A 21,775-nucleotide genomic window follows, 5' to 3' on the forward strand; every position below is an offset into this window, starting at 1 on the left:
CTTAGTCCCTTTTTCGTAATGATTTAGTCGAGGTGCCCTTCGATGTCTTCTTCCGTACTTGCTGGCCTGACCCTGATGGTTCTGGGCGAAAGCCATATGAGCCTGCAGAACCACCTGACCGAGCCGCTCAATGCGGCGCTGGTCGCCAAAGGCGCCAAGGTGCACTCCATCGGTGCCTGCGGTGCCAGCGCGGCCGACTGGCTGATCACCAAGAAGGTCGACTGTGGCGCCATACAGGACAACACCGGCAAGCTGGTCCTCAAGGGCAGTGGTGCGACCACCACGCCGATCAAGCAACTGATTGCGCAGAAAAAGCCGGATGTGGTGGTGCTGGTCATCGGCGACACCATGGCCTCTTATGACAAGCCGGCTTTCCCCAAGGCCTGGGCCTGGCAAAGCGTGACCAACCTGACCAAGGCGATTGCCGAAACCGGTACCAAGTGCGTATGGGTCGGTCCGGCCTGGGGCAAGGTTGGCGGCATGTACAAGAAGAACGATCAGCGCACCCAACTGATGTCGCAGTTTCTCGCCGCTAACGTGGCGCCGTGCAGCTACGTCGATTCGCTGAAGATGTCCAAGCCGGGTCAGTGGATCACCACCGACGGCCAGCACTTCACCGTGGCCGGCTACAAGGCCTGGGGCAATGCGATTGCCGAAGCGATGGCCAAGCTGCCAGCCGCCAGCCTCAAGGGAGGCAAGTGATGCGCGCACTGCTTAGCCTGTTTGCCCTGCTGCCGGTAAGCCTGCTGCAGGCTGCCGAGATCCCCCTGTACCCTACAGGCCCGAGTGAAGACTCTGCCTTCCTGCGCTTCTTCAATGCCGGTGACACCGCGCTGGAGCTGAGTGCGGAGAATGGTGCCAGCCTGCGCCTTGAAGGCGATGTGCGCGCGTCCGACTTCCTCACCGTGCCGGCTGGCAAGCCAATCAAGGGCAGCCTCAAGCAGGGCGAGGCGCAGCAGGCGCTGGACATCAGCGTGGCGCCGGGTGAGTTTGCCAGCGTGGTTGGCATTGCCACGGAGCAGGGCCTGAACCTGGTTACCGTGCGTGAGATGCCGGATGATTTCAATGCACTCAAGGCGTCGCTGGCCTTCTACAGCCTCGATGCGTCCTGTGCCAATGCCGGCCTACAAGCGGCCGGGCGCAATGTCGACATCTTCAAGGATGTTGCGCATGGAGCCTTGCAGCGTCGCTCGATCAACCCGTTGAACCTCTCGGTGCAGCTGCGTTGCGGTGGTGCTTCGGTGGGCGAGCCGCTGGCACTTGGCGAGTTGGCAGCCGGCCAGCGCTACACCCTGTTCCTGGTGCCCTCGGCTGAAGGTCCGCGCCTGTTCCAAGCCCAAGACAACCTAGCTAACTGAAACAGGAACAGACCCTGATATGGTTTTCGCCTCGCTCGAGTTTCTTATCCTGTTCCTGCCAGCTTTCATGCTGGTGTATTCGCTGGTCAGGCCGGGTGGGCGCAACCATGTCCTGCTGTTTGGCAGTTGGCTGTTCTACGGCTGGCTGAGTCCGACCTTCCTGCTGCTGCACGTGGTGCTGACGGTGGTCGGCTGGCTCGGTGGTCTGCTGGTGGAACACACCCGCGAACAGTCGCGCCAGCGAATTCGCCTGCTGGCCGGGCTGATCGTGCTCAACGTGTTGGTGCTGTGCTGGTACAAGTACGCCAACATCCTGGCTGCGACCTTCAACGAGCTGCTGACCAGCTACGGCGCGATGCCGTTCGAATGGCAGAAAGTGGCGTTGCCGGCGGGCCTGTCGTTCATTGTGCTGCAGGTGATTTCCTACCTGGTCGACGTGCACCGCAAAGTGGTGCCGGTGGAGCGCAGCTTTGCCAACTTCGCCACCTATCTGGCGATGTTCGGCCACTCGATTGCCGGGCCGATCATTCGCTACGACTGGGTGCGCCAGGAGCTGCAGCAGCGCTACTTCAACCCGTTGAACTTTGCCCTGGGTTCGCGTCGCTTCATGATAGGCCTGAGCATGAAAGTGCTGGTGGCCGACAGCCTGTCGCCGCTGGTGGCGGTGGCCTTTGCCCTGGAAAATCCGTCCTTTGTCGATGCCTGGATCGGTTGCCTGGCCTATTCGCTGCAGCTGTTCTTCGACTTCGCCGGTTACAGTGCCATGGCCATCGGCCTGGGCCTGATGCTCGGTTTCCATTTCCCGGAGAACTTCAACCGGCCGTACTGGGCGCGCAACATCCAGGACTTCTGGCGGCGCTGGCACATCTCGCTGTCCAGTTGGCTGCGCGACTACCTGTATATCGGCCTGGGAGGCAATCGTTTCGGTACCTGGAAGACCTACCGCAACTTGTTCCTGATCATGGCTATCGGCGGTCTATGGCACGGTGGTGACAGCTGGAACTACGTGCTGTGGGGCGCGGCGCACGGTATTGCGCTGTGTATCGACCGTGCCTGGAGTCGCGCCGGCTGGCCTGATCTGCCGGCCTGGCTGGCGCATACCGTGACTCTGCTGTTCGTTTTCTTGGCCTGGACACTGTTCCGCGCACCGACTTTCGACGCTGCATTGAACATGTACGCCGGACAGTTTGGCCTGCATGGCTTCGCCCTGGGCGATGCCCTGGCCGCCACCTTGCGCCCGGCGCATGGGATTGCCACGGCACTCGGCATCGTTTGCCTGCTGCTGCCCTTGTATCAGGCGCGTGCCGAAGCTCGCTTCGGTGAAATATGGGCGTTTCGCGCGGTCGGCGCACTGTGGCCGATATTGGGCTTCCTGCTGTCGTTCGCTCTGATCGCCAGCCGGGAAACCGTGCCCTTCCTGTACTTCCAGTTTTAAGGGCTGCGACCATGTCGAAGAAAGATAACTCCCTCGCGCCCGTGCTGCCGAGCCCCATGATGATCCGCCTGAGTCCGTTGGCCGGGCTGGTCATGTTCGCCTTCCTGCTGACCGGCCTGGCCTTTTGCCTGTGGGCCATGTTCGTCAGTGGCAAGGTCGATCTGCTACCGAACAAGGTGAGCTGGGATGAGATCCGCAATGGCGAGATCACCCATCGCATCAACAAGGAACTGGCCAATGTGCCGTTTGCCAAGCGCGCCGCCGATCTTGAACGGGCTGCCAGTTGGTTGGCGATTGGTGATACCGGCACTCGCGTGCGTCAAGGCTGTGCCAATTGGCTGTTTCTGACGGATGAGCTGAAGATTCATCCACACGCCGCCGCACATGCTGACGCGCGTGCGCAGAAAGTCACGGCCCTGCATGAGCAGCTCAGCAAGCGCGGGATTCACTTGCTGGTGGTACTGGTGCCGGATAAGAGTCGCATCGCCGCGCAGCAGCTTTGTGCCATCGAGCGCTCGCCGCTGTTGGCCAGTCGCGCGCAGGATTGGCAGCATGTCCTGCAGGGGCAGGGCGTTGATGTGTTGGATCTGGCTCCGACGCTGCAGCCACTCGGCAGTGAGGCCTTCCTGCGTACCGATACGCACTGGAGTGAAGCCGGCGCTGAGCGTGCGGCGGCAGCGGTGGCCGCGCGGATAGCGGCACTGGGCGTCAGCCCAACGCCGGCCAAACAGTTTGTAGCCAGTGTGGCAGCGCCACAGCCGCGTCCCGGCGATCTGGTGCGCTTGGCTGGGCTCGACTGGTTACCCGAGCGCCTGCAGCCGGCTGTGGAGCAGGTGGCCGTTACTCAGATCGAGGAAGTACAGGGTGGCGCTGATGACGCCGCATTGGGCGAGGATGATCTGTTCGGCGACAGCCAATTGCCGAACCTTGCCGTGATTGGCACGTCCTTTTCACGTAACTCCAACTTCATCCCTTTCCTGGAGCGCGCAGTAAGTGCGCGTGTGGGTAACTTTGCCAAGGATGGGGGGGAGTTCTCTGGCGCGGCCAAAGACTATTTCAGCAGCCCGGCGTTCAAGCAGACGCCGCCTCAAGTGTTGATCTGGGAAATTCCCGAGCGTGATTTGCAGCCGCCTTATCGCGACGACATCCTACTCAATGGCCCGTCCGGTTGATGACCTAGCTAGCAAACAAAAAGGCCATGCTGCAGCATGGCCTTTTTATTTTGCGGGTGTGAGAGGCGCCTCAGATGATGCCGCGCTCCTCGTCATTGATCAGGCGATGCAAGCCGCTGAGTGATTCCCTCGCCTGAGAGCGGGTCAGCAGCTTGGTCTGAGCGGCCGGCGGTAGATCGGTGATGCGGATGAGGCCTTTACTGATCAGCAAGTGCACCAAGTCGTCTACCACGCGAATCATGTCCAGGTCGCTCTGCTTGAGCTGCAGCAGGCTCGATTCGACGTTCTGATTGGCAAACCAGGCGCGAATTTCCTCAGAGTCCGCAGTCAATGTATCTGACATGCCTTCAAATGGCACCACTTCGACTCGTCGTAGCTGGCTGTGTGCATCCCGCTGAACATAGAACATCGGCCTATCCTTCTGCATGAGCTGCCTGCGGCAGATACCGTTACTCAGCTTAGCTTGAACCCTGTGCCGGGCCAGCCGCGGGTAATGGGGTGCGCTGGGCTGGCCTACTCGACAAACAGCTGCTGCACCACCGAGAAGTCCTGCTTACCCTTGCCTTGCTTGAGCAACAGGCGATACAGCTGCAACGCCAGCGCGCCCATGGGCGTGCTGCTGCCGCTGGCCTGGGCGGCTTCCTGGGCCAGGCCGAGGTCCTTGGCCATCAGTTCGGCCATAAATCCGCCGCTGTAGCCTTTGGAGGCCGGGGCGTTTTCCATCACGCCGGGCCAGGGGTTGTACTTCTCCAGCGTCCAGTTGCCGCCCGAACTCTGGCGCATGATTTCGGCCAGTACTGCAGGTTCCAGGCCATTGGCCACGCCCATGGCCATGGCTTCGGCGGTGGCAATCATCTGCACGGCCAGCACCTGGTTGTTGCACACTTTGGCCACCTGGCCAGCGCCATCGGGGCCGGCGTGGAAGATGTTTTTGCCCATGGCCTCGAAGATTGTCCGGGCTTTTTCCAGCGTGGCCGCGGCGCCGCCGATCATAAAGGTCAGGGTGCCCGCGGCTGCGCCCGCTGTACCGCCGGACACCGGTGCATCCAGCAGTTCAAGACCGCGCGCGGTGGCCGCCTGATGCACCTTGCGGGCGACTTCCGGGGCGATGGTTGAGCATTCCAGCACCAGGCTGCCCGGCTTGAGCGCGGCCAGCAGGCCGTTTTCACCCAGGTACAGGCCTTCTACATGCCGGCTGGCCGGCAGCATGCTGACCACCACGTCGGCGCCCTGTACCGCGTCCAGAGCGCTGCTGGCAGCCTGGGCGCCGTCTTTGGCCAGGCCTTCTACGGCCGCTTGCAGCAGGTCGAAGGCTCTCAGGTTGAAGCCGGCCCTGAGCAGGTTGCGGGCCATGGGCAGGCCCATGTGGCCGAGGCCGATAAAAGCGATTGTTGTCATTGTTAGGCTTCCTTGGCGCTAAAGGTGTGGCCCGGATGCGGTCCGGGCAGGCTGTCAAATCAACCCCTGCCGGATTGCATCCGGGAGGTGTGTGTCGCGGTGTAGGGTGGATGATGTTTCACCCATCCACCGGCTCCGGTTTTATCGGTGGATGGAAAAGACGTCATCCACCCTACAGATTCGTCAGTGGGTGTTCTCCGTCCCAGGCGGGGGCGAAGTGCGCGTCGATTACCTGCTGCGGAATACTCGCCACATCCGGCCAATGCCAGCGTGGCGCATGGTCTTTGTCGATTAGCCGTGCGCGGACCCCCTCGGGAAATTCCGGGTAACGGCAGCAGTTCAGGCTCATGGCGTATTCCATGCGGAAGACATCGGCTAGGGAACGCTTCTGGGCCCGCTTGATCTGTTCCCACACCAGGTGCCCGGTCAGCGGGCAGCCGCCGGCCAGGGTCTTGGCGGCGCGGGCCAGCAGCGCATCACTGTCCGCGTGCAACGCGCTGATCGCCTGCCAGGCGTGGGGCAGGTCGGCACTGTCGAGCAATTCGTTGATGCGCGTGCGGCGCGGCAACCATTGGGCTTCTGGTAGTTCAGGCAGCGCCTGGTTTTCCAGGGCTTTGAGCAGGCTGTGCAGTTGTTGCACGCTTTGCTTCTGCCAGTTGAGCTGGGTCAGGCCGTTAAGTAAATCGTCCTGCTGGCTGTCGAGCAGTACGCGGTCCGCCAGGTCCAGATCCAGCGCATCCCTTGCGTTGATGCTGCTGGCGGTCAGGCCGAGAAACAGACCGAGTTTGCCCGGCAGACGCGCGAGGAACCAGCTGCCGCCGACATCCGGGTACAGGCCGATATTCACTTCCGGCATGCCCAGGCGGCTCCCAGGGGTGACGATACGGATGCCAGCGCCCTGCATCAGGCCCATGCCGCCGCCCAGCACATGGCCGTGGGCCCAGCAGATAAAGGGTTTCGGGTAGGTGTGGATGCGGTAGTCGAGGCGGTATTCGTCAGCAAAAAAGCGTCGCGCCAGAGGCGGGATTTCGCCAGGGTGTTCGCGGCACTGCTGCACCAGTTGCACCACGTCGCCGCCGGCGCAGAACGCCTTGGGGCCGTTGCCGCGCAGTAGCACGCAGGCGATGTTCGGGTCGTCCGCCCAGGCCTTGAGCTGGGCATCCAGCGCTTCGATCATCGGCAGCGACAGGGCGTTGAGGCTTTTCTCCGCGTCCAGGCTGGCGATGCCGATGCGATAGCCATGTAGGGCGGGGCGTTCTTCAAATTGCACGTTCATGGGCAGTTCCAGAGTAGGGTGGATCGGGGTGCGTAGCCGGCGTTTTATCCATCCACTGCATGCGGTTCTGGTGGATGACGCTTCACCCATCCACCGATCGATGCTGTGGTGGAAAACGCCATTCGGCGTCCATCCTGCGAGTTACTTGTTACGCCACTGTGGGTCGCGCTTTTCCAAGAAGGCGTTGACCCCTTCGCGGGTGTCGTCGGCATCGAACAGGTCGACAAAGCGCTCGCGCTCTTCACTCAGCCAGGTATTCGGGTTGCGTTCGCGGGCGCCCTGGATCAGCGGTTTGATGGTGCGCACCGCCACTGGGCTTTGCCGCGCGACCTTGGCCGCCAGCAGCAGGGCATGGCCACGGGCTTCTCCGGTATCGACCACTTGTTCGACCAGGCCGATGCGCTGCGCGGTTTCTGCATCCACCCGCTCGCCGCAGAGAATCATGCGCTTGGCCCAGCCTTCGCCGACCAGCCAGCTCAAATGCTGGGTGCCGCCGGCGCAGGGCAGCAGACCGACCGTGGCTTCTGGCAGGGCCAGTTGCGCCTGGCGCTCGGCGATACGGATGTCGCAGGCCAGGGCGCACTCCAGGCCGCCGCCCATGGCGTAGCCGTTGATCGCGGCAATCGATACGCCGCGGAAATCGCGCAGCGCCTCGAAGGCCTCGCCGAAGCGCCGGGCCATTTCGCGAGCGCGGGCCTTGTCGCCGTCGGCGAACAGCTTGAGGTCGGCGCCGGCGCTGAAGAACTTGCCACCCTGGCCTGTAATCACCAGGGCGTAGATGTCATCGTCGCGGTTGAGGTGTTCAACCAGCAGCTTGAGGCCAATCAGCGAGTCGCGGTCCCAGGTATTGGCCGGTGGCTGGTTGATGGTGATCAGCGCGGTATGGCCGTGCTTTTCCACGGTGAGCTTGTGGGTCAGGTCAAACACGCCGGGGTTGTAGGCTTCGATGGCGTTGCTCATAGGGTTCCTCGCTTCTGCAATGACTTAGGACCTGTTTAGGATTTAGTCATGTAGGGCGGGTGTAACCCGCCAGGCCAATGGCGGGTTACACCCGCCCTACGCAAAGGTTTACAGCAAGCGATCAAGCATGCCGCCTTGATCGAGCAGGCGGCGGGCGATGATTACCCGCATGATTTCGTTGGTGCCTTCGAGTATCTGGTGCACGCGGCTGTCGCGCACCCAGCGCTCCAGCGGGTAGTCGTTGAGGTAACCGTAGCCGCCATGCAGTTGCAGGGCTTCGTTGCACAGCGTGAAACAGTGGTCGGTGGCAAAGCGCTTGGCCATGGCGCAATACAGGCTGGCTTCACTGTGGCCGTGGTCCAGCTTGTGTGCGGCCAGGCGCACCATCTGCCGGCTGGCAGTCAGGTCCGTAAGCATATCGGCGAGTTTGAATTGCAGGGCTTGGAAGTCGCTCAGCGGCTTGCCGAACTGTTTGCGTTCTTCCACATAACGCAGCGATTGCTCCAGCGCCGCTTGTGCCGCGCCCAGCGAGCAGCTGGCGATATTGATGCGCCCGCCATCCAGACCCTTCATCGCGTAGACAAAACCCTGGCCTTCTGGGCCGATGCGATTACCCGCGGGAATGCGCACGCCTTCGAAGGTGATCGTGCGAGTAGGCTGGGCGCGCCAGCCCATCTTCAATTCATTGCGCCCGTACTTAACGCCGGGTGCGTCGGCTGGCACCAGGAAGCAGGACACGCCCTTGGCGCCGCTGTCCTCGCCGGTGCGCGCCATCACGATCAGTACATCGGTGCTGCCCGCGCCGGAGATAAAGCACTTGCTGCCATCCAGCACATAGTCGTCTCCGTCACGCTTGGCGCGCGTACGCAGGTGGGCGGCGTCGGAGCCGGCGTCCGGCTCGGTGAGGCAGTAAGAGGCCAGCAGTTCACCGCTGACCAGGCGCGGCAGCCAGGCATCTTTCAGCGCCTGGTCGGCGAAGGAGGCGAGCATCCACGAGGCCATGTTGTGGATGGTCAGAAACGCCGTGGTGGCGATGCAGCCGGCCGACAGCTGCTCGAAGATCAGCGAGCTGGTCAGGCGCGACAGGCCCAGGCCGCCATCGTCCTCCTTGATATACAACGCCAGGTAACCCTGCTCGGCAGCACGCTTGATCACTTCCACCGGGAAGTGGTGGTCGCGGTCCCAGTCGGCGGCATGCGGGGCCAGCTCTTTGGCGGCAAAGGCGCGGGCGCTGTCGACCAGCAGGCGTTGTTCTTCAGTCAGTTCGAAATCCATCAGTGATCCTTAGCGGGGCAGGTAAACCCCGGCAGTTAAGGCCGGGCCAACTCGTGATCAGTCCGGCAAGTCATTATTTAAGCTGGATGGTCATGTTGGCGGACGCGCTGACAGCATCTTCATCAAACCAGCGGCTGGTCACCGTTTTGGTTTCGGTGAAGAAGCGCACACCCTGTTTGCCGTAGGCGTGCAGGTCACCGTAGAACGAACCCTTCCAACCGGTAAAGGAGAAAAACGGCAGTGGCACCGGCACCGGTACGTTGATGCCGACCTGGCCCACTTCCACTGCATGCTGATAATGCCGCGCCGCGCCACCGGAGCGGGTGAAGATCGAAGTGCCGTTGCCGTAGGGGCTGGCGTTGACCAGTTCAATCGCCTCGTCCAGGGTGTCGACCTCCATGCACACCAGCACCGGGCCGAAGATTTCCTCGCGGTACAGGCTCATCTTGGGGGTCACGCCGCGAAACAGGGTAGGGCCGACCCAGTTGCCGTTGGGGTAACCCTCGATTGCGCAGTGCGAGCCGTCCAGCAGGCATTCGGCCCCTTCCGCTTTACCTTCGGCGATCAGGCGCAGCACACGCTGTTTCGCCTGCTGGCTGATCAGCGGGCCAAAGGCGGCGTGGCCATCGGTCCAGTAGCCGGGTTGCAGGTCGGCCATCTGCGCCTGCAGCTCGTCGATCCAGTGCTTCGATTCACCGACAAACACCGCCACGCTGATCGCCATGCAGCGCTGCCCGGCGGCACCGCAGCTGGCGCCGACCAGGTTGCTCAGCACCTGGCCCTTGTGCGCGTCGGGCATGATCACCATATGGTTCTTCGCCCCGGCAAACGCCTGCACGCGCTTCAAATGCGCGGTGCCGGTGCGGTAGATGTGCTGGCCGACTGGCACCGAACCGACGAAGGAAATGGCACGGATATCCGGGTGAGTCAGCAGGCTGTCGACCACTTCGCGCGCCCCGTGTAGCACCTGCAACACGCCCTTGGGCGCGCCGGCTTCGATAAACAGCTCGGCCAGGCGGTTAGGCGTCAACGGGTCCTGTTCGGACGGCTTGAGAATAAAGGTGTTGCCGGCGGCGATGGCCAGGGGAAACATCCACAGCGGAATCATCGCCGGGAAGTTGAACGGGGTGATGCCCACGCACACACCCAGCGGTTGAATCCAACTGGCGGTGTCGATGTCGCGGGCGACGTTCTCCATGGTTTCGCCCATGGTCAGGCTGGCGATGTTGCAGGCCTGTTCCACCACCTCGATACCGCGCCAGACATCGCCCTTGGCATCGGCCAGGGTTTTGCCGGTTTCCCCGGCGAGGATTTCCGCCAGCTCATCGTGATGTTCTTTGAGCAGGTGCTGATAGCGCAGCATCACCCGTGCGCGGTCGGAGACGGGCACTTCACGCCAGGTGATGAACGCGGTTTTGGCGCTGGCAATCGCGGCTTCGATTTCCTCGGCGGTGGCCTTGGGGGCCAGCGCCAGTACTTCCTGGGTCGCCGGGTCGGTGACTTCGATAAATTCACGTGCGCGGCTTTCGCGCCATTCACCGTCGATCAACTGTGGGATTGCCTTGGCCATGCTTGTCTCCGGCACGATTGTTGTTGTGTCCCTGTTATAGCCGCCTTACTCGGCTTTGTGGATTGACGATCTTGGTCTGCGGATGGACTATCTTGGGATTGAATCAGTAGCCCGGATGCCTATGAGCGCGCAGGTCGATACCTCCAACTGGCCACTGCCGGCCAACGGTGTACGCTTTATCACGCCGCCTCGGCTGCGCCGCCTGCTCGCCCGCAGTCCGCTTGCGCAGGGCTGCTATCCGCTGGCTCTGGGTTTCTACCCGCAGGCGCAGGGGCACCGCATGCACCGTCCGCAGCCGGAGGATCATCTGTTGATCTACTGCCGTGCCGGGCAGGGCTGGTTGGAGACAGCGGATGGACGATTAGCTGTCAGTGGTGGCGATTTGCTGCTGTTGCCGAAAGGCGTGATGCATGCCTATGGCGCAGACGTGGACAAGCCCTGGACGCTGTACTGGGTGCACTTCGATGGCGAGCTGGTAGCGGAGTTTCTCAAGCCCTTGGGCAAGGGACCGCTGTGGCGTATCGGCGTGCAGCCGCGTTTGTTGGCCGAGTTCGATGCGTTGCTTAACCTGCGCAAGCAGGGTTTGAACCTGGCGCATTTCATACACGCCGCACACCAGTTGCAGGTGCTGCTGACCTCCCTGGCCGTGCTGCCGGCGCGCACCACCCTGAAATCCGGGCGAGTGCTGGATGTGGACGCGGTGCAGGCGGTGATGCGTGCCCATCTGCATGACGCGCTGAACCTCGATGAGTTGGCTGCGCAGTTCAAACTGTCGCGCTTTCACTTCGCCAAAACCTACCGCGCCCTGACCGGCCATGCGCCGATTCAGGATTTTATCCAACTGAAAATGGCCCACGCCTGCCGCCTGCTCGATGAAGGCGAGCAGGGCATTCGCCAGGTGGCCGAACAGCTGGGCTATGACGATGTGTATTACTTCTCGCGGCTGTTTCGCAAAGTGGTTGGCATGGCGCCCAGTCATTACCGGGCGCTGCATCAGGGATAAGTCAGAAGTTTTAGGGGGCAGGCGGCTGCTTTCCGGCCAAGGTGCTGGGTCTGAAATATCAACGCTAAGTGCTAACCGATAGATTGTCGGTTAGTGGCAAGTCGCTAACGTGCAGTCGGATGGTTCACGCCTAACCCAGCTGATACAGCCGCGGTGGCTTCTGTGGGCAGCTTTAGGGTCAAGATAATGAGTACTGCGCCCACTCCGGCAATGGTTGCGTACACCCCAGCAAAGCTGCCGCTGTAATTGGCCAGTAGCCCTGCGCCGTAATTGCCGAGCATGCCGCCAGAGCCTTGCATCACGTTGGCAACGCCAAATATGGATACCGCCATGGCGCTGGACGATGCCAGTTTGGAAACGTAAGCGGGGATAAGGCCGAAAATGGGATAGAAGGCCGTAGAGAACAGCGCCGCTGAGACTAAGGGCCAATGCCCTGAGGGACTTACAACGAATATCAGTGCCGCCGTTACCACACAGCCGTAGACCAGCAACATGGTGGCGCGCAGCCCCGTGCGGTCGGAGAGCCAACCGACTGCCAGTCCTGCAAACATACCAACGAAGCCGATCACGGCCCAGACCTGTGCGCTGTATTGCACGTCAAAACCCAGTTCCGTGCGCAGGTAGGACGAGAGGTAGGTTTGGAACGGAAAGGTGGCAAACCCGATCAAGAAATTCATCGACCAGATCAGCAGCACCCAGGGTTGTATCAGCGCTGAGCGCTTGCTGGGCACTGTCAATTCAAGGGCTGTGGGCGCTACAACCGGCTGCGAGGTTGTGCTGAGCAAACCGCCTTTTTTGAAAACCACCAGCACCAGCAGTGCCATGGCCACGGTCAGCAACCCTACCCACCACCACACGCTGCGCCATTCACCTGGCGCGGCATACAGCGGCACCAGCAGGCTGTTGATCGCCACCCCATAACTGGTTCCGCTGGATACCAGGCCCATGGCCAACCCCCGGTAGCGGTAGGCCGTGACCCTAGAGATGACATCGACCATCGGCACAAACACCATCGCCGCCGTACCCGCCAACAAGGTCAGTAATGCGCCGATAACAAGGATGTTGTTTGACAGCGGAATCAGCAGTAACGCCAGTGCACACACCGCCCCGGAGGCCACGATCATCCAGCCGCCACCAATCTTCGGTGTCAGCCAGACAGCCAGCAGGGCACAGAGTAGAAAGCCCAGCTGCGCCGAGGCGGTGATACTGCCTACGTAGGAGAAATCGAAGCCCAGGGAGGCCTGCATGTCCGGTACGAGCTGGGCAAATAGGTAAATCCCGAAACCATAGGTCGCGGCGACCAGGCTGGTTAACAACACGACAATCGCAGCATTCAAACGCATGGTCTGCACCCTGTGGACGGTTGGGATTGATAGCACTCAGGCGCGGGTTGCAACACGGCGTGATTGAGGCACACCTATCCACGGATGCACTGCACTTGTCTGTGAGTCCATCTTTAAGTCAGCGTGAGGGGGCTATTGATCACGCAGCGCCAGCGGTACTGATTTTTCAGTACGCTGCTGCAGGTGACTCTACTGAGCGGGCAGTTCGGACGACTGATAAAAGCGTCCTGTATCTGCTCTAAAACGCCATGTCGTTGGCTTAATTTGCAGATCAGGTACGTGCTGAACGCTATTCAATCGGCGCTTGCACTTTTAGGTGGGGATGTCATGAGATCAGCTTGGTCGAGCCAGAACACGGCCTGACTAGGGGATAGTACGCTCGGGTAATGTGACCACTAATCCGTTGGAAATCACGCTGCCAAGGTCCAAGTGGCCTCTGCTTTAGCCCGAAGCGGAAACCCGCGTGTTCTGCTTCTCCGTTCACGCGCGGTTTACAGCTTGAAGAGGGCCGCCGTTTTCCGTAATTGCCCTGCGAGGCCAGTCAGTGCTTGACTGGTCGACGCCACCGCCTGATTGGCCGCGCTGACGGATTGACCATTTCGTTCAAAGGCCGAGATTTCATGTTTCAGTTCACCGGCTTTCTGTTGAGACTGATTGGCCAAGTCCGCCGCCTCCTGGCTTACATCCGCCAGTTTAAGAATGACCTGGCGACCTTCTTCCAAGGTTTGCACCAACTGTCCGGCTAACTCGACTGAGTGCTGCGCGGTTTCCCGGTTTGACGCCATATTGTTCACGGCGTCTTGAATCGAACCGACGATTTTTGCCAGCAAGTTGTTGATTTCGCCTGTTGATTGTTGCGTGCGCACGGCCAAGGTGCGGACTTCATCGGCGACGACGGCAAAACCACGCCCGGACTCGCCAGCACGTGCCGCCTCAATGGCGGCATTGAGCGCCAGCAGATTGGTTTGCGAGGCGATCTCGGCAATCGTTTTCACCACCCCGGCCACCTCGGTACCTGTCACCTGCAACGCTAACAGCATCTGCCCCGTGGTTTCGATATCTCCTGATAACTGACTGATGCTGTTTGCAGTCTGTTTCACTTCGACCTGACTTTGCGACATCGAGGCGGCACCTGCATGCGCCGAGTGCGCAGCGTGCACAGACCGACCGACGCTGTCTTCCATGTGCTGTTCCAGCTGCGCCATGCTGTTTACCAATACCGATAAGGTATTTTCCAGCTGCTGCACGGCGTTAGAGGATTGTTCAGAGCTGCCAGCCAGCGCATCAACAGCTTGGTTAATCCCAGAAATCGCCTGGTATATATCCGCAATACCACTTTTAAAGACTCGTAAGAGTTGGTTGATGCTAGCCGCTACGCTGTTGACCTCTGCCACGGTATCGGTCTTCAGCGAGCGGGTTAAATCGCGGCTATCAGCAATTTGCTGCAACTCACTGGATAAACGAATGATTGGGTTGGCGATTTGCTTTTTCGCGAGTAGAAAAAAGAAGATAGCGACTGCGGCAATCAGCAGCAGTAACGCGATGACAGTGCTGCTGTTTTGCGACAGAGCTCCACTGATGTTCTCTGTATTGTCCTTGGCTTCGTTGGTGATTTGCGCTGCCAGTGCCTCCAGTTGTTGATTGACCCCGTTAGCGGCTAGATCAATGTCGCTCAGCTGAGCACGTGCCTGGTCCCAATTGATTGGCTTTGCTTGCATTGTTTGTAAAAGGTTTTGCAGCGCCAGCTGGAGTTTTTGTTGGTTTGCTTGCAGTGTTTGGCCGCCGCTTTTATCCAGCACGCTCAGGCTGCGTTGTTGCGTTTGCTCCAGGCTTTTTTGTTTTTCAGTGAATGCTTCGCTTTTGATGATGGTGCCGTACAGCTCATACCCCGCCAGCACTTGATGGCTAGTGGTTATTTGTAATGTGGCAACGGCTTGTAGTGCGGGAACGGAACGGCTGACAAATCCGCCAACTTCCTGCATGAGCTGACGGTTGCTTTGAATCAACAGCACGGCTGCAACCAGCGTGACGAAGAAAATAGCGGCGTAACCAATAAAAATACGACTCTTCACCGACCCTGAAGTAGCCAAAGAATACCTTCCTGCTTCTGCTGTAGCGTGAATGAATAATCCATGGGTTCATGCAAGCTCGGCTCAGTGATAACGCGCTCTTAGCCACGTTTCTCGCCGAGCAGTCTGCCATTAGAGGTTAGAGTATGGATCGGCGGTTGTAACTGTTGGCCCAGGTGTAAGCGACTAATTCAATGTGCGCCCAAGCGGCGCTGTGTGCAGCCGTTCACCTTGACTTGTCAGGACAGCTTCCCTAGCGTGCCGTCTTCGTTGGATTAAGCAGGAACCAGGCATGAGCGCCGCCGATAACGTCAAACTCGAAGCCGGCTGGAAGGCCGCGCTGCATGCAGAGTTCGAGAAGCCCTATATGCGTGAGCTGGGGGATTTCCTGCGCAGCGAGAAAGCTGCCGGCAAGCAGATTTATCCGCCTGGCTCGCTGATTTTCAATGCACTCAATTCCACCCCGTTGGCGCAGAGCAAAGTGGTGATCATCGGCCAGGACCCGTATCACGGGCCAGGCCAGGCCCATGGTCTGTGCTTCTCGGTGCAGCCTGGGGTAAAGACGCCGCCATCGCTGGTGAATATCTATAAAGAGCTCAAGCGCGACCTAAATATTGACATTCCCGACCACGGCAACCTGCAGCATTGGGCGGAGCAGGGTGTGCTGCTGCTCAACACCTCATTGACGGTTGAGCACGGCATCGCCGGTTCCCACGCCAAGATCGGCTGGCAGACCTTTACCGACAAGGTGATCGAGGTGGTCAGCCAGCAGCAGGAGCGTCTGGTGTTTCTGCTCTGGGGTGCCCATGCGCAGAGCAAGGAAAAGCTGATCGATGTCAGCAAGCACCTGGTGCTGAAATCCGTGCACCCTTCGCCGCTGTCGGCGCACCGTGGCTTTATCGGTAACGGCCATTTCAGCCGCACCAACAAGTTCCTCCAGCAACATGAGCTGAGCCCGATCGATTGGCGCTTACCTGCTGCTTAATAGCCGGTTAAGCAGCGTCGCACTGCTGCTCGGCCAGATCGCGGCGCAGGTCGCGCAAGCGGTGACTCAGGCGCTCGCGCTGCGCTTCATCGCTGTTGCTCAACAGATGGCTGAACAGCGTGGCCAGCGCCTGGCGTGAGCGGCCATAACTGGCGCGGTACTCGTCGCTGTAGAAACGCTCGCGTTGTTGCAACAGCGGCGTCAGCCGCTCGGCGAAGTCTACGCTATCGCGTTCGGCGACCACCTTGCGCAGCTCGGCCTGCCAGAGTTGCCGATTTTCCAGCCACAGGCGGTTCTGCTCACCGAGGCTGTTGGCCCAGGTGGCGATATGCTCAGTTTGTGCACTGTTCAGGCGGCCGAGCCAGGGCCGTAGACGTTCCTGCATGCGCGTCTGGCGTTCGCTGATCTGGGTGGCCAACGGCGGGTCGAGGAAGTCCTGACGGTCTTCCAGGTTGTCTTCATCCATCGCGCTGTAGAGCTCGTTGACCTGCTGCTCGCTCAAGCCTTGCAGCAGCTCGATAGCGGTGGGGGTGATCTCGACGCCGATGCGTTTGAGCGCGGCATCGAACTGGGCAAATTGCTCAAGCAGCTGAGCGCTGTCGGGTTGCGGCTGGGCGAGGATGCTTTCGGTGGTTTGCAGCCAGTCGATATAGCGCGGCAACTCGGCGCTGCAATGCCATTGCAGGTGCGTTTGCAAGCGGGGCTTGAGCCAGGCCTGCTGCTGACTGTCGAGGTTCAGGTAATCGTTCAGCCGCCAGGGCACTAGCCAATCCAGGTTGCGGTACGCCAGGCCGGCACGGCTGCAGGCGCTAATCAGCAGGCTCAGGCAGAGCAACAGCAGCAGGGGTTTCACGGCGGGCCAACGCAGTACGCTCATAAAGGATGCCTCGATGGTGAGGGCCTGAGAGTACCGCCGTCGCCTGCGGCTGGGTGGCTGCGGACATATCTGTTAAACAAAACTGCCGCTTTGCAGGCAAAAAAGAACCCGCACAAGGCGGGTTAAACGTGGTCGCTAAAGTGATTTCAGCTGCGTTGCCAAAGCCTGAATAAAGGTTCGGCGAGAAACATCACCAGAAACAGGCGCAGCACCTGCAAGGCCGTGACCAATGCCACCGAGAGGTGCAGGGCTTCTGCGGTCAGGCACAGTTCGGTGATGCCGCCGGGCATCATGCCGAGCATCAGTGCATTCTGGTTTTCCCCGGCCAGCCAGCCCAGGCCATGGCCCAGCGCGGCGGCGGCGAGCATGGCGAGCAGGCAGAACAGCAAGATGCGTGCGAGAAAGCCTGGCGCACTGCGAAAGAAGTGTCGGTCGAAGTGACAACCCAGGGCGCAGCCGATCAGCCATTGGCCGGCTTGGCCCAACCCTTCAGGCAAACCCAGGTGCAGGTCGAAGCTGACGCTGGCTACGGCGCAGACGGTCAGCGGGCCGAGCATCCAGGGGTTGGGCTGGCCCAAACGTCCCCATAACCAGGCCAACAGGGCGCCGCCGGGTAACAGCATGGCCAGCCAGAACCAATCCACCGGCGCCGGTACAGGCGGCGCTATCGGCGGCAGGCTCCAGGTAAAGATTGCCGGAATCAGCAGCACCACCAGCAGCAAGCGCAGGCTATGGGCGGCGGCCACCTTGGCGGTTTCGGCGTTATGCCGTTGTGCCAGGTTGACCATCTCGCTGGCACCACCCGGCATGCTGGCGAAGAATGCAGTGGCGCGATCCAGGCCGGCGCGGCGTAGCACGACAATACCGATCAGGCTGAGCAGCAAGGTGAGCAGGGCGCCGAGCAGAATCACGCCGAAGTGGCTGAGCAGTTGGCCGAATACTTCACTGGTGAAATGCAGGCCGATGGCGCTGGACACCAGCCACTGGCCGGTCTTGCGCCCGCCCGGCAGCTCGGTGATCAGCCAGCCGCTGCAGCGGGCGGCGATCACTGCCAGCAGCGAGCCGATGATCCACGGCAAGGGCCAGCCGATCAGGCTGGCCAGATAGCCACCTAACAGCCCGACCAGCGGGGTGGCCCACCCGCTTTGCCAGCCGGTGAGCGCATGGCGCTTAGGCATTGGCCAGCTGCGCTGAACGGCGTGCACGCCACCAGCGGATACCTGGCAGTGCCAGCATCAGCGCGGTGAGTGCCCACAGGCCCAGGCTGATCGGGCTGTTCCAGAGGATGCTCAGCTCGCCGGCGGAGATCGACAGGGCACGGCGCAGGTTGCTTTCCATCATCTCACCGAGGACGAAGCCGAGGATCAGTGCCGACAGCGGGAAGTCCATCTTGCGCAGCAGGTAGCCGAACACGCCGAGGCCGATCATCAGCACCAGGTCGAAGGTGGTGCTGTGCACCGCATACACGCCGACCATGCTGACCACGGTGATCGCCGGTACCAGGATCCAGGTCGGTACGCTGAGCATGCGGGCGAACAGGCCAACCAACGGGATGTTCATCACCAGCAGAATGACGTTGCCGATAAACAGCGAGGCGATCAGCCCCCAGACCACGTCCGGTTGCTGTTCGAACAGCAGCGGGCCGGGGGTGATGTTGTACAGCGTCAGCGCGCCGATCATCACCGCGGTGGTGCCAGAACCCGGTACGCCGAGGGTCAGCATGGGAATCAGCGAGCCGCAGGCCGAGGCGTTGTTGGCTGCTTCCGGAGCGGCTACGCCACGCAGGTCACCTTCGCCGAAACGCCCTCCGCTTCCGGCAATACGCTTTTCGCTCATATAGGTAATGGCGCTGGCGATGGTTGCCCCGGCGCCCGGCAGCACGCCGATGACAAATCCGGCCAGGGAGCTGCGGATGCTGCTCCACCAGGTAAAACTGAACTCCTTGAAGTTGAACAGCATGCGTCCGCTGGCCTTGACTGCCTGCTGGCCGCTGGTGGTGTGTTCGAGCATCAGCAGCACTTCGCTGACGCTGAACAGGCCGATCACCACGATGACGAACTGGATGCCATCGGACAGGCCGACGCTGTCGAAGGTGAAGCGGTACACGCCGGTGGTGGCGTCTACCCCGACCGTGGCCAGGGCCAGGCCGATCAGCGCGGCGAGCAGGGTTTTCACCGGTTTGTCGCCAACCATGCCGCCCAGACAGGCGATGGCAAACACCATCAGCACGAAGTATTCGGCGGGGCCGAAAGCGATTGCCCAGTTGGCCAGGATTGGTGCAAACAGCACCACGCCGATGGTGGCGATGGTGCTGCCGATAAACGAACTCATCGCCGACAACGACAGGGCGATACCGGCCTTGCCCTGACGCGCCAGCGGGTAGCCGTCGAGGGTGGTCATGATCGCGGCGGCGTCGCCCGGTACGTTGAGCAGGATCGCCGAAATGCGCCCACCGTATTCGCAGCCCAGGTACACGGCGGCCAGCAGAATCAATGCGGTTTCCGGCGGCAGGCCGAGGGCGAAGGCCAGCGGCAGCAGGATTGCCACGCCATTGATCGGGCCCAGCCCCGGCAGCAGGCCGACGATGGTGCCGACAAAGGCGCCGAACAGTGCCACCAGCAGGTTGATCGGGCGGGTGGCGACATCAAAGCCCTGCATCAAGAAATTCAGCGTTTCCATTTCAGTTCTCCACAAAGACTGCGAGCACGCCGAGGGGCAGCGGTACGTCCAGCAGGAAATCGAACAGGCCGTGCAGCAGTACACCCATCAGCACGCCGCTGATGGCCGAAGGCAGCGGCTTGCCGGTGAACAACAGGCCCAGGGTGAAGCCGGCCAGGGCGGTGCTGAGGATGAAGCCCAGCGGCTCGAACAGCAGGGCATAGGCCAGCAGCGCGGCAACACACAGCGCGACCTTGCGTGCCAGTACCCAGGAGATGGGTGTGTCGGCTTGCTTGCTGGGTTTGCCCACCAGCCATAAAGCGGCCAGGGCCATCAACACCAGCAGTAACAGTGGATAAGCGCGCGGGCCGACCGGGTCATAGCTGAAGGGGGCCTGAAAACCCCAGGCCACCGAGGCGAGAAAGGCGCAGACGAGCAGCCAGATCGCGGCAAAAAGGCGAACGTACATGGCGGATTACCTAGTCTTGAAAACTCAAGGAGCGGAAGCGTTACGCGGCCGTAGGATGGGTGGTACGCAGCGATACCCATGCTGCGCGAGCATGGGGTGCTTGGCCGTCACCGCATGGGTTACGCCGGTGCGCGGCTAACCCATTCTACGAATTGCGCTCGGCCTGCTTATTGGATGAGGCCGAACTCGCCGGCCAGCGCCTTGTATTCCTCAACTTGCTTGAAGACCAAGGCTTGCAGCGCGTCGCCGGTGACCGACAGCGGCAGCAGGTCGCGTTGCTCACGCAGTTTGGCGAAGTCCTCGCTGGCGAGCAGGGTGTCGAACTGCTGCTTCCACCAGTTGAACTGCTCGTCGCTGACTTCCGGGCCCATGTAGAAACCACGGATCACTGGCCAGACGATGTCGTAGCCCTGTTCCTTGGCGGTGGGGATATCGGCCAGTTTGCCCGGAAGACGTTCATCGGACAGCACGGCGAGGATGCGCACTTTCTTCGCCGCCAGTTGCGGGGTGACTTCGCCCAGGCCGCTGCTGGTCACCTGAACATGCCCGCCGAGCATGGCGGTAAGGGTTTCGCCGCCGCCTTCAAAGGCTACGTAGCGCAGGTTCTTCGGGTCGATGCCGGCCAGGCGGGCGATCAGCGCCGTCTGCATCCAGTCCTGGCCGCCGATGGTGGCACCAGCGCCGAAGACGATGCTGGTCGGGTCTTTCTTCAAGGCTTGGACCAGATCATCCAGGCTCTGGTACGGCGAGTCGGCACGTACGGTGATGGCGCCGTAGTCGGTGCCTACCGCAGCCAGCCAGCGCACGCCGGTTTCGTCATAGCGGCCGAACTTGCCTTGCGCCAGGTTGAGCAAGGACCCGCTGGAGAACGCGGTGATGGTACCCGCGTCATCAGCACGCTGGGCGATCACGGCGTTGTAAGCCACCGCGCCGACACCACCGGGCATGTAGGTGACGCGCATCGGCGCTTTCAGCAGGCCTGCGTCTTTCAGGCCGCTCTGCGCCAGTTTGCACGTCAGGTCGAAGCCGCCGCCAGGCTTGGCCGGGGCGATGCATTCCGGGCGCTTGGGTTCGGTGGCCAGCAACTGGCCGGCAAAGGCCATACAGGCGGTGGCCAGGGCGATGCGGGTGAAAGCAGTTTTCATGGGGTATTCCTCTGAACTCTTATTGTGGATTACCAGATCGGCAGCGTGTAGCCGACGATGACGCGGTTTTCGTCCGCATCACGGGCGAAGTCGGATTTGAAGCTGGCATTACGCAGGCGCACGTAGACATCTTTCAGCGGCCCGCTCTGCACCACGTACTTGACCTCGATGTCGCGCTCCCACTCGCCGCCGGTGTCATCAGTGCCAGCGATGTGCGCGTCGCTGCCTTTGATGTAACGAGTCATAAAACTCAGGCCGGGGACGCCGAGCTTGCCGAAGTCGTAGTCGTAACGAGCCTGCCAGGAGCGCTCGTCGGCGTTGGCGAAGTCGTTGATCTGCACGAAGTTGACCAGGAACGGGTCGCTGCCATCGATGTAGGCGTAACCGGTGTCGCCGCTCATGTCCTGAAAACCCAGGCCGAGTTTGTGGCCGTTGATGGCGTAGGTGAGCATGGCGTTGAAGGCGCGGTTGTCGATCTTGCCGGCATTGGATGCGCCGCTGTCCTTGCTCAGCATCATCCGTACATCGGCGCTGAGGGTGCCGCTGCCCAGCGGTTGGCTGGCGAGCAGGCCGAAGAAGTGCTGGCGGTAGATATCATCGAGGTCAGCGAAGTAATAGCGCCCGCTCAGGCCCTTGGCGAACTCATAATCGAAGCCCATCAGGTCCAGATGATCCGCCGTGATACCGGCAGCAAAACGGCGGTTCTTGCTATTGAGGATCAGCTCCTCGGAGTTGCTCGAGGCGCGGTCGATGACTTTGTCCAGGCGCCCGCCGGTAAAGGT

Annotated in this window: 20 protein-coding genes; 6 read left to right on the forward strand and 14 right to left on the reverse strand. The window is 61.2% G+C overall.

Going from position 1 to position 21,775, the window contains the following annotated elements:
• The first annotated feature begins 42 nt into the window (after positions 1-42).
• The 4 genes from DBR00_RS16325 to DBR00_RS16340 are packed head-to-tail and all read left to right on the forward strand — an operon-like array spanning position 43 to position 3,965.
• Positions 43-702 carry an SGNH/GDSL hydrolase family protein gene (locus tag DBR00_RS16325; protein WP_108488462.1) on the forward strand — a complete coding sequence of 220 codons (660 nt, stop codon included), beginning with the start codon at positions 43-45 and terminating at the stop codon, positions 700-702.
• Positions 702-1,358: an alginate O-acetyltransferase AlgF gene (locus DBR00_RS16330; protein ID WP_108488463.1), complete on the forward strand. Its 657-nt coding sequence runs from the start codon at positions 702-704 to the stop codon at positions 1,356-1,358. The genes DBR00_RS16325 and DBR00_RS16330 overlap by 1 nt, the downstream gene beginning before the upstream one ends.
• A gap of 19 nt (positions 1,359-1,377) precedes the next feature.
• Positions 1,378-2,793: an MBOAT family protein gene (locus DBR00_RS16335; RefSeq protein ID WP_108488464.1), complete on the forward strand. Its 1,416-nt coding sequence runs from the start codon at positions 1,378-1,380 to the stop codon at positions 2,791-2,793.
• Between the two features lie 11 nt (positions 2,794-2,804).
• A complete protein-coding gene (locus DBR00_RS16340; RefSeq protein WP_108488465.1) occupies positions 2,805-3,965 on the forward strand; it encodes a cell division protein FtsQ in 1,161 nt (386 codons plus the stop codon).
• Positions 3,966-4,035: 70 nt separating this feature from the next.
• Here the strand turns inward: DBR00_RS16340 and DBR00_RS16345 are convergent, their stop codons facing one another.
• The 6 genes from DBR00_RS16345 to DBR00_RS16370 form a co-directional block, all read right to left on the reverse strand.
• The gene (locus DBR00_RS16345) at positions 4,036-4,374 is read right to left on the reverse strand and encodes a tryptophan synthase subunit beta (RefSeq protein WP_108488466.1); all 339 of its coding nucleotides are present in this window, start codon (positions 4,372-4,374) and stop codon (positions 4,036-4,038) included.
• 104 nt (positions 4,375-4,478) lie between these two features.
• Positions 4,479-5,363, reverse strand: coding sequence for a 3-hydroxyisobutyrate dehydrogenase (mmsB, locus tag DBR00_RS16350; protein WP_108488467.1), 885 nt, complete (start codon positions 5,361-5,363; stop codon positions 4,479-4,481).
• A gap of 172 nt (positions 5,364-5,535) precedes the next feature.
• Complete coding sequence (locus tag DBR00_RS16355; RefSeq protein ID WP_108488468.1) at positions 5,536-6,639, reverse strand: enoyl-CoA hydratase/isomerase family protein; 1,104 nt, start codon at positions 6,637-6,639, stop codon at positions 5,536-5,538.
• 141 nt (positions 6,640-6,780) lie between these two features.
• On the reverse strand, positions 6,781-7,599 hold the full coding sequence (locus DBR00_RS16360) for an enoyl-CoA hydratase (RefSeq protein ID WP_108488469.1): 819 nt from the start codon (positions 7,597-7,599) through the stop codon (positions 6,781-6,783).
• A gap of 108 nt (positions 7,600-7,707) precedes the next feature.
• Complete coding sequence (locus DBR00_RS16365; protein WP_108487826.1) at positions 7,708-8,874, reverse strand: isobutyryl-CoA dehydrogenase; 1,167 nt, start codon at positions 8,872-8,874, stop codon at positions 7,708-7,710.
• Positions 8,875-8,947: 73 nt separating this feature from the next.
• A complete protein-coding gene (locus DBR00_RS16370; protein WP_108487827.1) occupies positions 8,948-10,444 on the reverse strand; it encodes a CoA-acylating methylmalonate-semialdehyde dehydrogenase in 1,497 nt (498 codons plus the stop codon).
• 121 nt (positions 10,445-10,565) lie between these two features.
• Between DBR00_RS16370 and DBR00_RS16375 the strand changes: the two genes are divergently transcribed.
• On the forward strand, positions 10,566-11,447 hold the full coding sequence (locus DBR00_RS16375; RefSeq protein ID WP_108487828.1) for an AraC family transcriptional regulator: 882 nt from the start codon (positions 10,566-10,568) through the stop codon (positions 11,445-11,447).
• Positions 11,448-11,551: 104 nt separating this feature from the next.
• On the opposite strand, the gene DBR00_RS16380 is transcribed toward DBR00_RS16375, so the two are convergent.
• A complete protein-coding gene (locus DBR00_RS16380) occupies positions 11,552-12,790 on the reverse strand; it encodes a nitrate/nitrite transporter (RefSeq protein ID WP_108538084.1) in 1,239 nt (412 codons plus the stop codon).
• 491 nt (positions 12,791-13,281) lie between these two features.
• Positions 13,282-14,772, reverse strand: a complete 1,491-nt coding sequence (locus DBR00_RS16385) for a methyl-accepting chemotaxis protein (RefSeq protein ID WP_371920676.1) — start codon at positions 14,770-14,772, stop codon at positions 13,282-13,284.
• A 379-nt stretch (positions 14,773-15,151) separates the two neighbouring features.
• Here DBR00_RS16385 and ung point away from each other — a divergent pair, with 379 nt between their 5' ends.
• Positions 15,152-15,844: a uracil-DNA glycosylase gene (gene ung / locus DBR00_RS16390; protein ID WP_108487831.1), complete on the forward strand. Its 693-nt coding sequence runs from the start codon at positions 15,152-15,154 to the stop codon at positions 15,842-15,844.
• Positions 15,845-15,851: 7 nt separating this feature from the next.
• Here the strand turns inward: ung and DBR00_RS16395 are convergent, their stop codons facing one another.
• The 6 genes from DBR00_RS16395 to DBR00_RS21165 form a co-directional block, all read right to left on the reverse strand.
• A complete protein-coding gene (locus tag DBR00_RS16395) occupies positions 15,852-16,721 on the reverse strand; it encodes a DUF6279 family lipoprotein (RefSeq protein WP_108487832.1) in 870 nt (289 codons plus the stop codon).
• A gap of 146 nt (positions 16,722-16,867) precedes the next feature.
• Positions 16,868-17,899: an AbrB family transcriptional regulator gene (locus DBR00_RS16400; protein ID WP_108487833.1), complete on the reverse strand. Its 1,032-nt coding sequence runs from the start codon at positions 17,897-17,899 to the stop codon at positions 16,868-16,870.
• The gene (locus DBR00_RS16405; RefSeq protein WP_108487834.1) at positions 17,892-19,400 is read right to left on the reverse strand and encodes a tripartite tricarboxylate transporter permease; all 1,509 of its coding nucleotides are present in this window, start codon (positions 19,398-19,400) and stop codon (positions 17,892-17,894) included. The genes DBR00_RS16400 and DBR00_RS16405 overlap by 8 nt, the downstream gene beginning before the upstream one ends.
• Position 19,401: 1 nt before the next feature.
• Positions 19,402-19,848, reverse strand: coding sequence for a tripartite tricarboxylate transporter TctB family protein (locus DBR00_RS16410; protein WP_108487835.1), 447 nt, complete (start codon positions 19,846-19,848; stop codon positions 19,402-19,404).
• Positions 19,849-20,015: 167 nt separating this feature from the next.
• Positions 20,016-20,993, reverse strand: coding sequence for a tripartite tricarboxylate transporter substrate binding protein (locus tag DBR00_RS16415; protein ID WP_108487836.1), 978 nt, complete (start codon positions 20,991-20,993; stop codon positions 20,016-20,018).
• A gap of 29 nt (positions 20,994-21,022) precedes the next feature.
• Positions 21,023-21,775: OprD family outer membrane porin (locus DBR00_RS21165; RefSeq protein ID WP_146189411.1), on the reverse strand; the 753-nt coding region annotated here is incomplete at its 5' end.

The organism is Pseudomonas sp. HMWF032 (assembly GCF_003060885.1).
Classification (GTDB): Bacteria; Pseudomonadota; Gammaproteobacteria; order Pseudomonadales; family Pseudomonadaceae; genus Aquipseudomonas.

What these genes read in the sequence shown, in the direction of transcription:
- DBR00_RS16360 (WP_108488469.1), bottom strand. Translation starts at nt 7,599, where the DNA reads ATGAGCAACGCCATCGAAGCCTACAACCCCGGCGTGTTTGACCTGACC.
- DBR00_RS16380 (WP_108538084.1), bottom strand. Translation starts at nt 12,790, where the DNA reads ATGCGTTTGAATGCTGCGATTGTCGTGTTGTTAACCAGCCTGGTCGCC.
- DBR00_RS16370 (WP_108487827.1), bottom strand. Translation starts at nt 10,444, where the DNA reads ATGGCCAAGGCAATCCCACAGTTGATCGACGGTGAATGGCGCGAAAGC.
- DBR00_RS16340 (WP_108488465.1), top strand. Translation starts at nt 2,805, where the DNA reads ATGTCGAAGAAAGATAACTCCCTCGCGCCCGTGCTGCCGAGCCCCATG.
- DBR00_RS16385 (WP_371920676.1), bottom strand. Translation starts at nt 14,772, where the DNA reads ATGCAGGAAGTTGGCGGATTTGTCAGCCGTTCCGTTCCCGCACTACAA.
- DBR00_RS16415 (WP_108487836.1), bottom strand. Translation starts at nt 20,993, where the DNA reads ATGAAAACTGCTTTCACCCGCATCGCCCTGGCCACCGCCTGTATGGCC.
- DBR00_RS16375 (WP_108487828.1), top strand. Translation starts at nt 10,566, where the DNA reads ATGAGCGCGCAGGTCGATACCTCCAACTGGCCACTGCCGGCCAACGGT.
- DBR00_RS16410 (WP_108487835.1), bottom strand. Translation starts at nt 19,848, where the DNA reads ATGTACGTTCGCCTTTTTGCCGCGATCTGGCTGCTCGTCTGCGCCTTT.
- DBR00_RS16355 (WP_108488468.1), bottom strand. Translation starts at nt 6,639, where the DNA reads ATGAACGTGCAATTTGAAGAACGCCCCGCCCTACATGGCTATCGCATC.
- DBR00_RS16400 (WP_108487833.1), bottom strand. Translation starts at nt 17,899, where the DNA reads ATGCCTAAGCGCCATGCGCTCACCGGCTGGCAAAGCGGGTGGGCCACC.
- DBR00_RS16325 (WP_108488462.1), top strand. Translation starts at nt 43, where the DNA reads ATGTCTTCTTCCGTACTTGCTGGCCTGACCCTGATGGTTCTGGGCGAA.
- DBR00_RS16330 (WP_108488463.1), top strand. Translation starts at nt 702, where the DNA reads ATGCGCGCACTGCTTAGCCTGTTTGCCCTGCTGCCGGTAAGCCTGCTG.
- DBR00_RS16365 (WP_108487826.1), bottom strand. Translation starts at nt 8,874, where the DNA reads ATGGATTTCGAACTGACTGAAGAACAACGCCTGCTGGTCGACAGCGCC.
- DBR00_RS16345 (WP_108488466.1), bottom strand. Translation starts at nt 4,374, where the DNA reads ATGTTCTATGTTCAGCGGGATGCACACAGCCAGCTACGACGAGTCGAA.
- DBR00_RS16405 (WP_108487834.1), bottom strand. Translation starts at nt 19,400, where the DNA reads ATGGAAACGCTGAATTTCTTGATGCAGGGCTTTGATGTCGCCACCCGC.
- DBR00_RS16335 (WP_108488464.1), top strand. Translation starts at nt 1,378, where the DNA reads ATGGTTTTCGCCTCGCTCGAGTTTCTTATCCTGTTCCTGCCAGCTTTC.
- mmsB (WP_108488467.1), bottom strand. Translation starts at nt 5,363, where the DNA reads ATGACAACAATCGCTTTTATCGGCCTCGGCCACATGGGCCTGCCCATG.
- ung (WP_108487831.1), top strand. Translation starts at nt 15,152, where the DNA reads ATGAGCGCCGCCGATAACGTCAAACTCGAAGCCGGCTGGAAGGCCGCG.
- DBR00_RS16395 (WP_108487832.1), bottom strand. Translation starts at nt 16,721, where the DNA reads ATGAGCGTACTGCGTTGGCCCGCCGTGAAACCCCTGCTGCTGTTGCTC.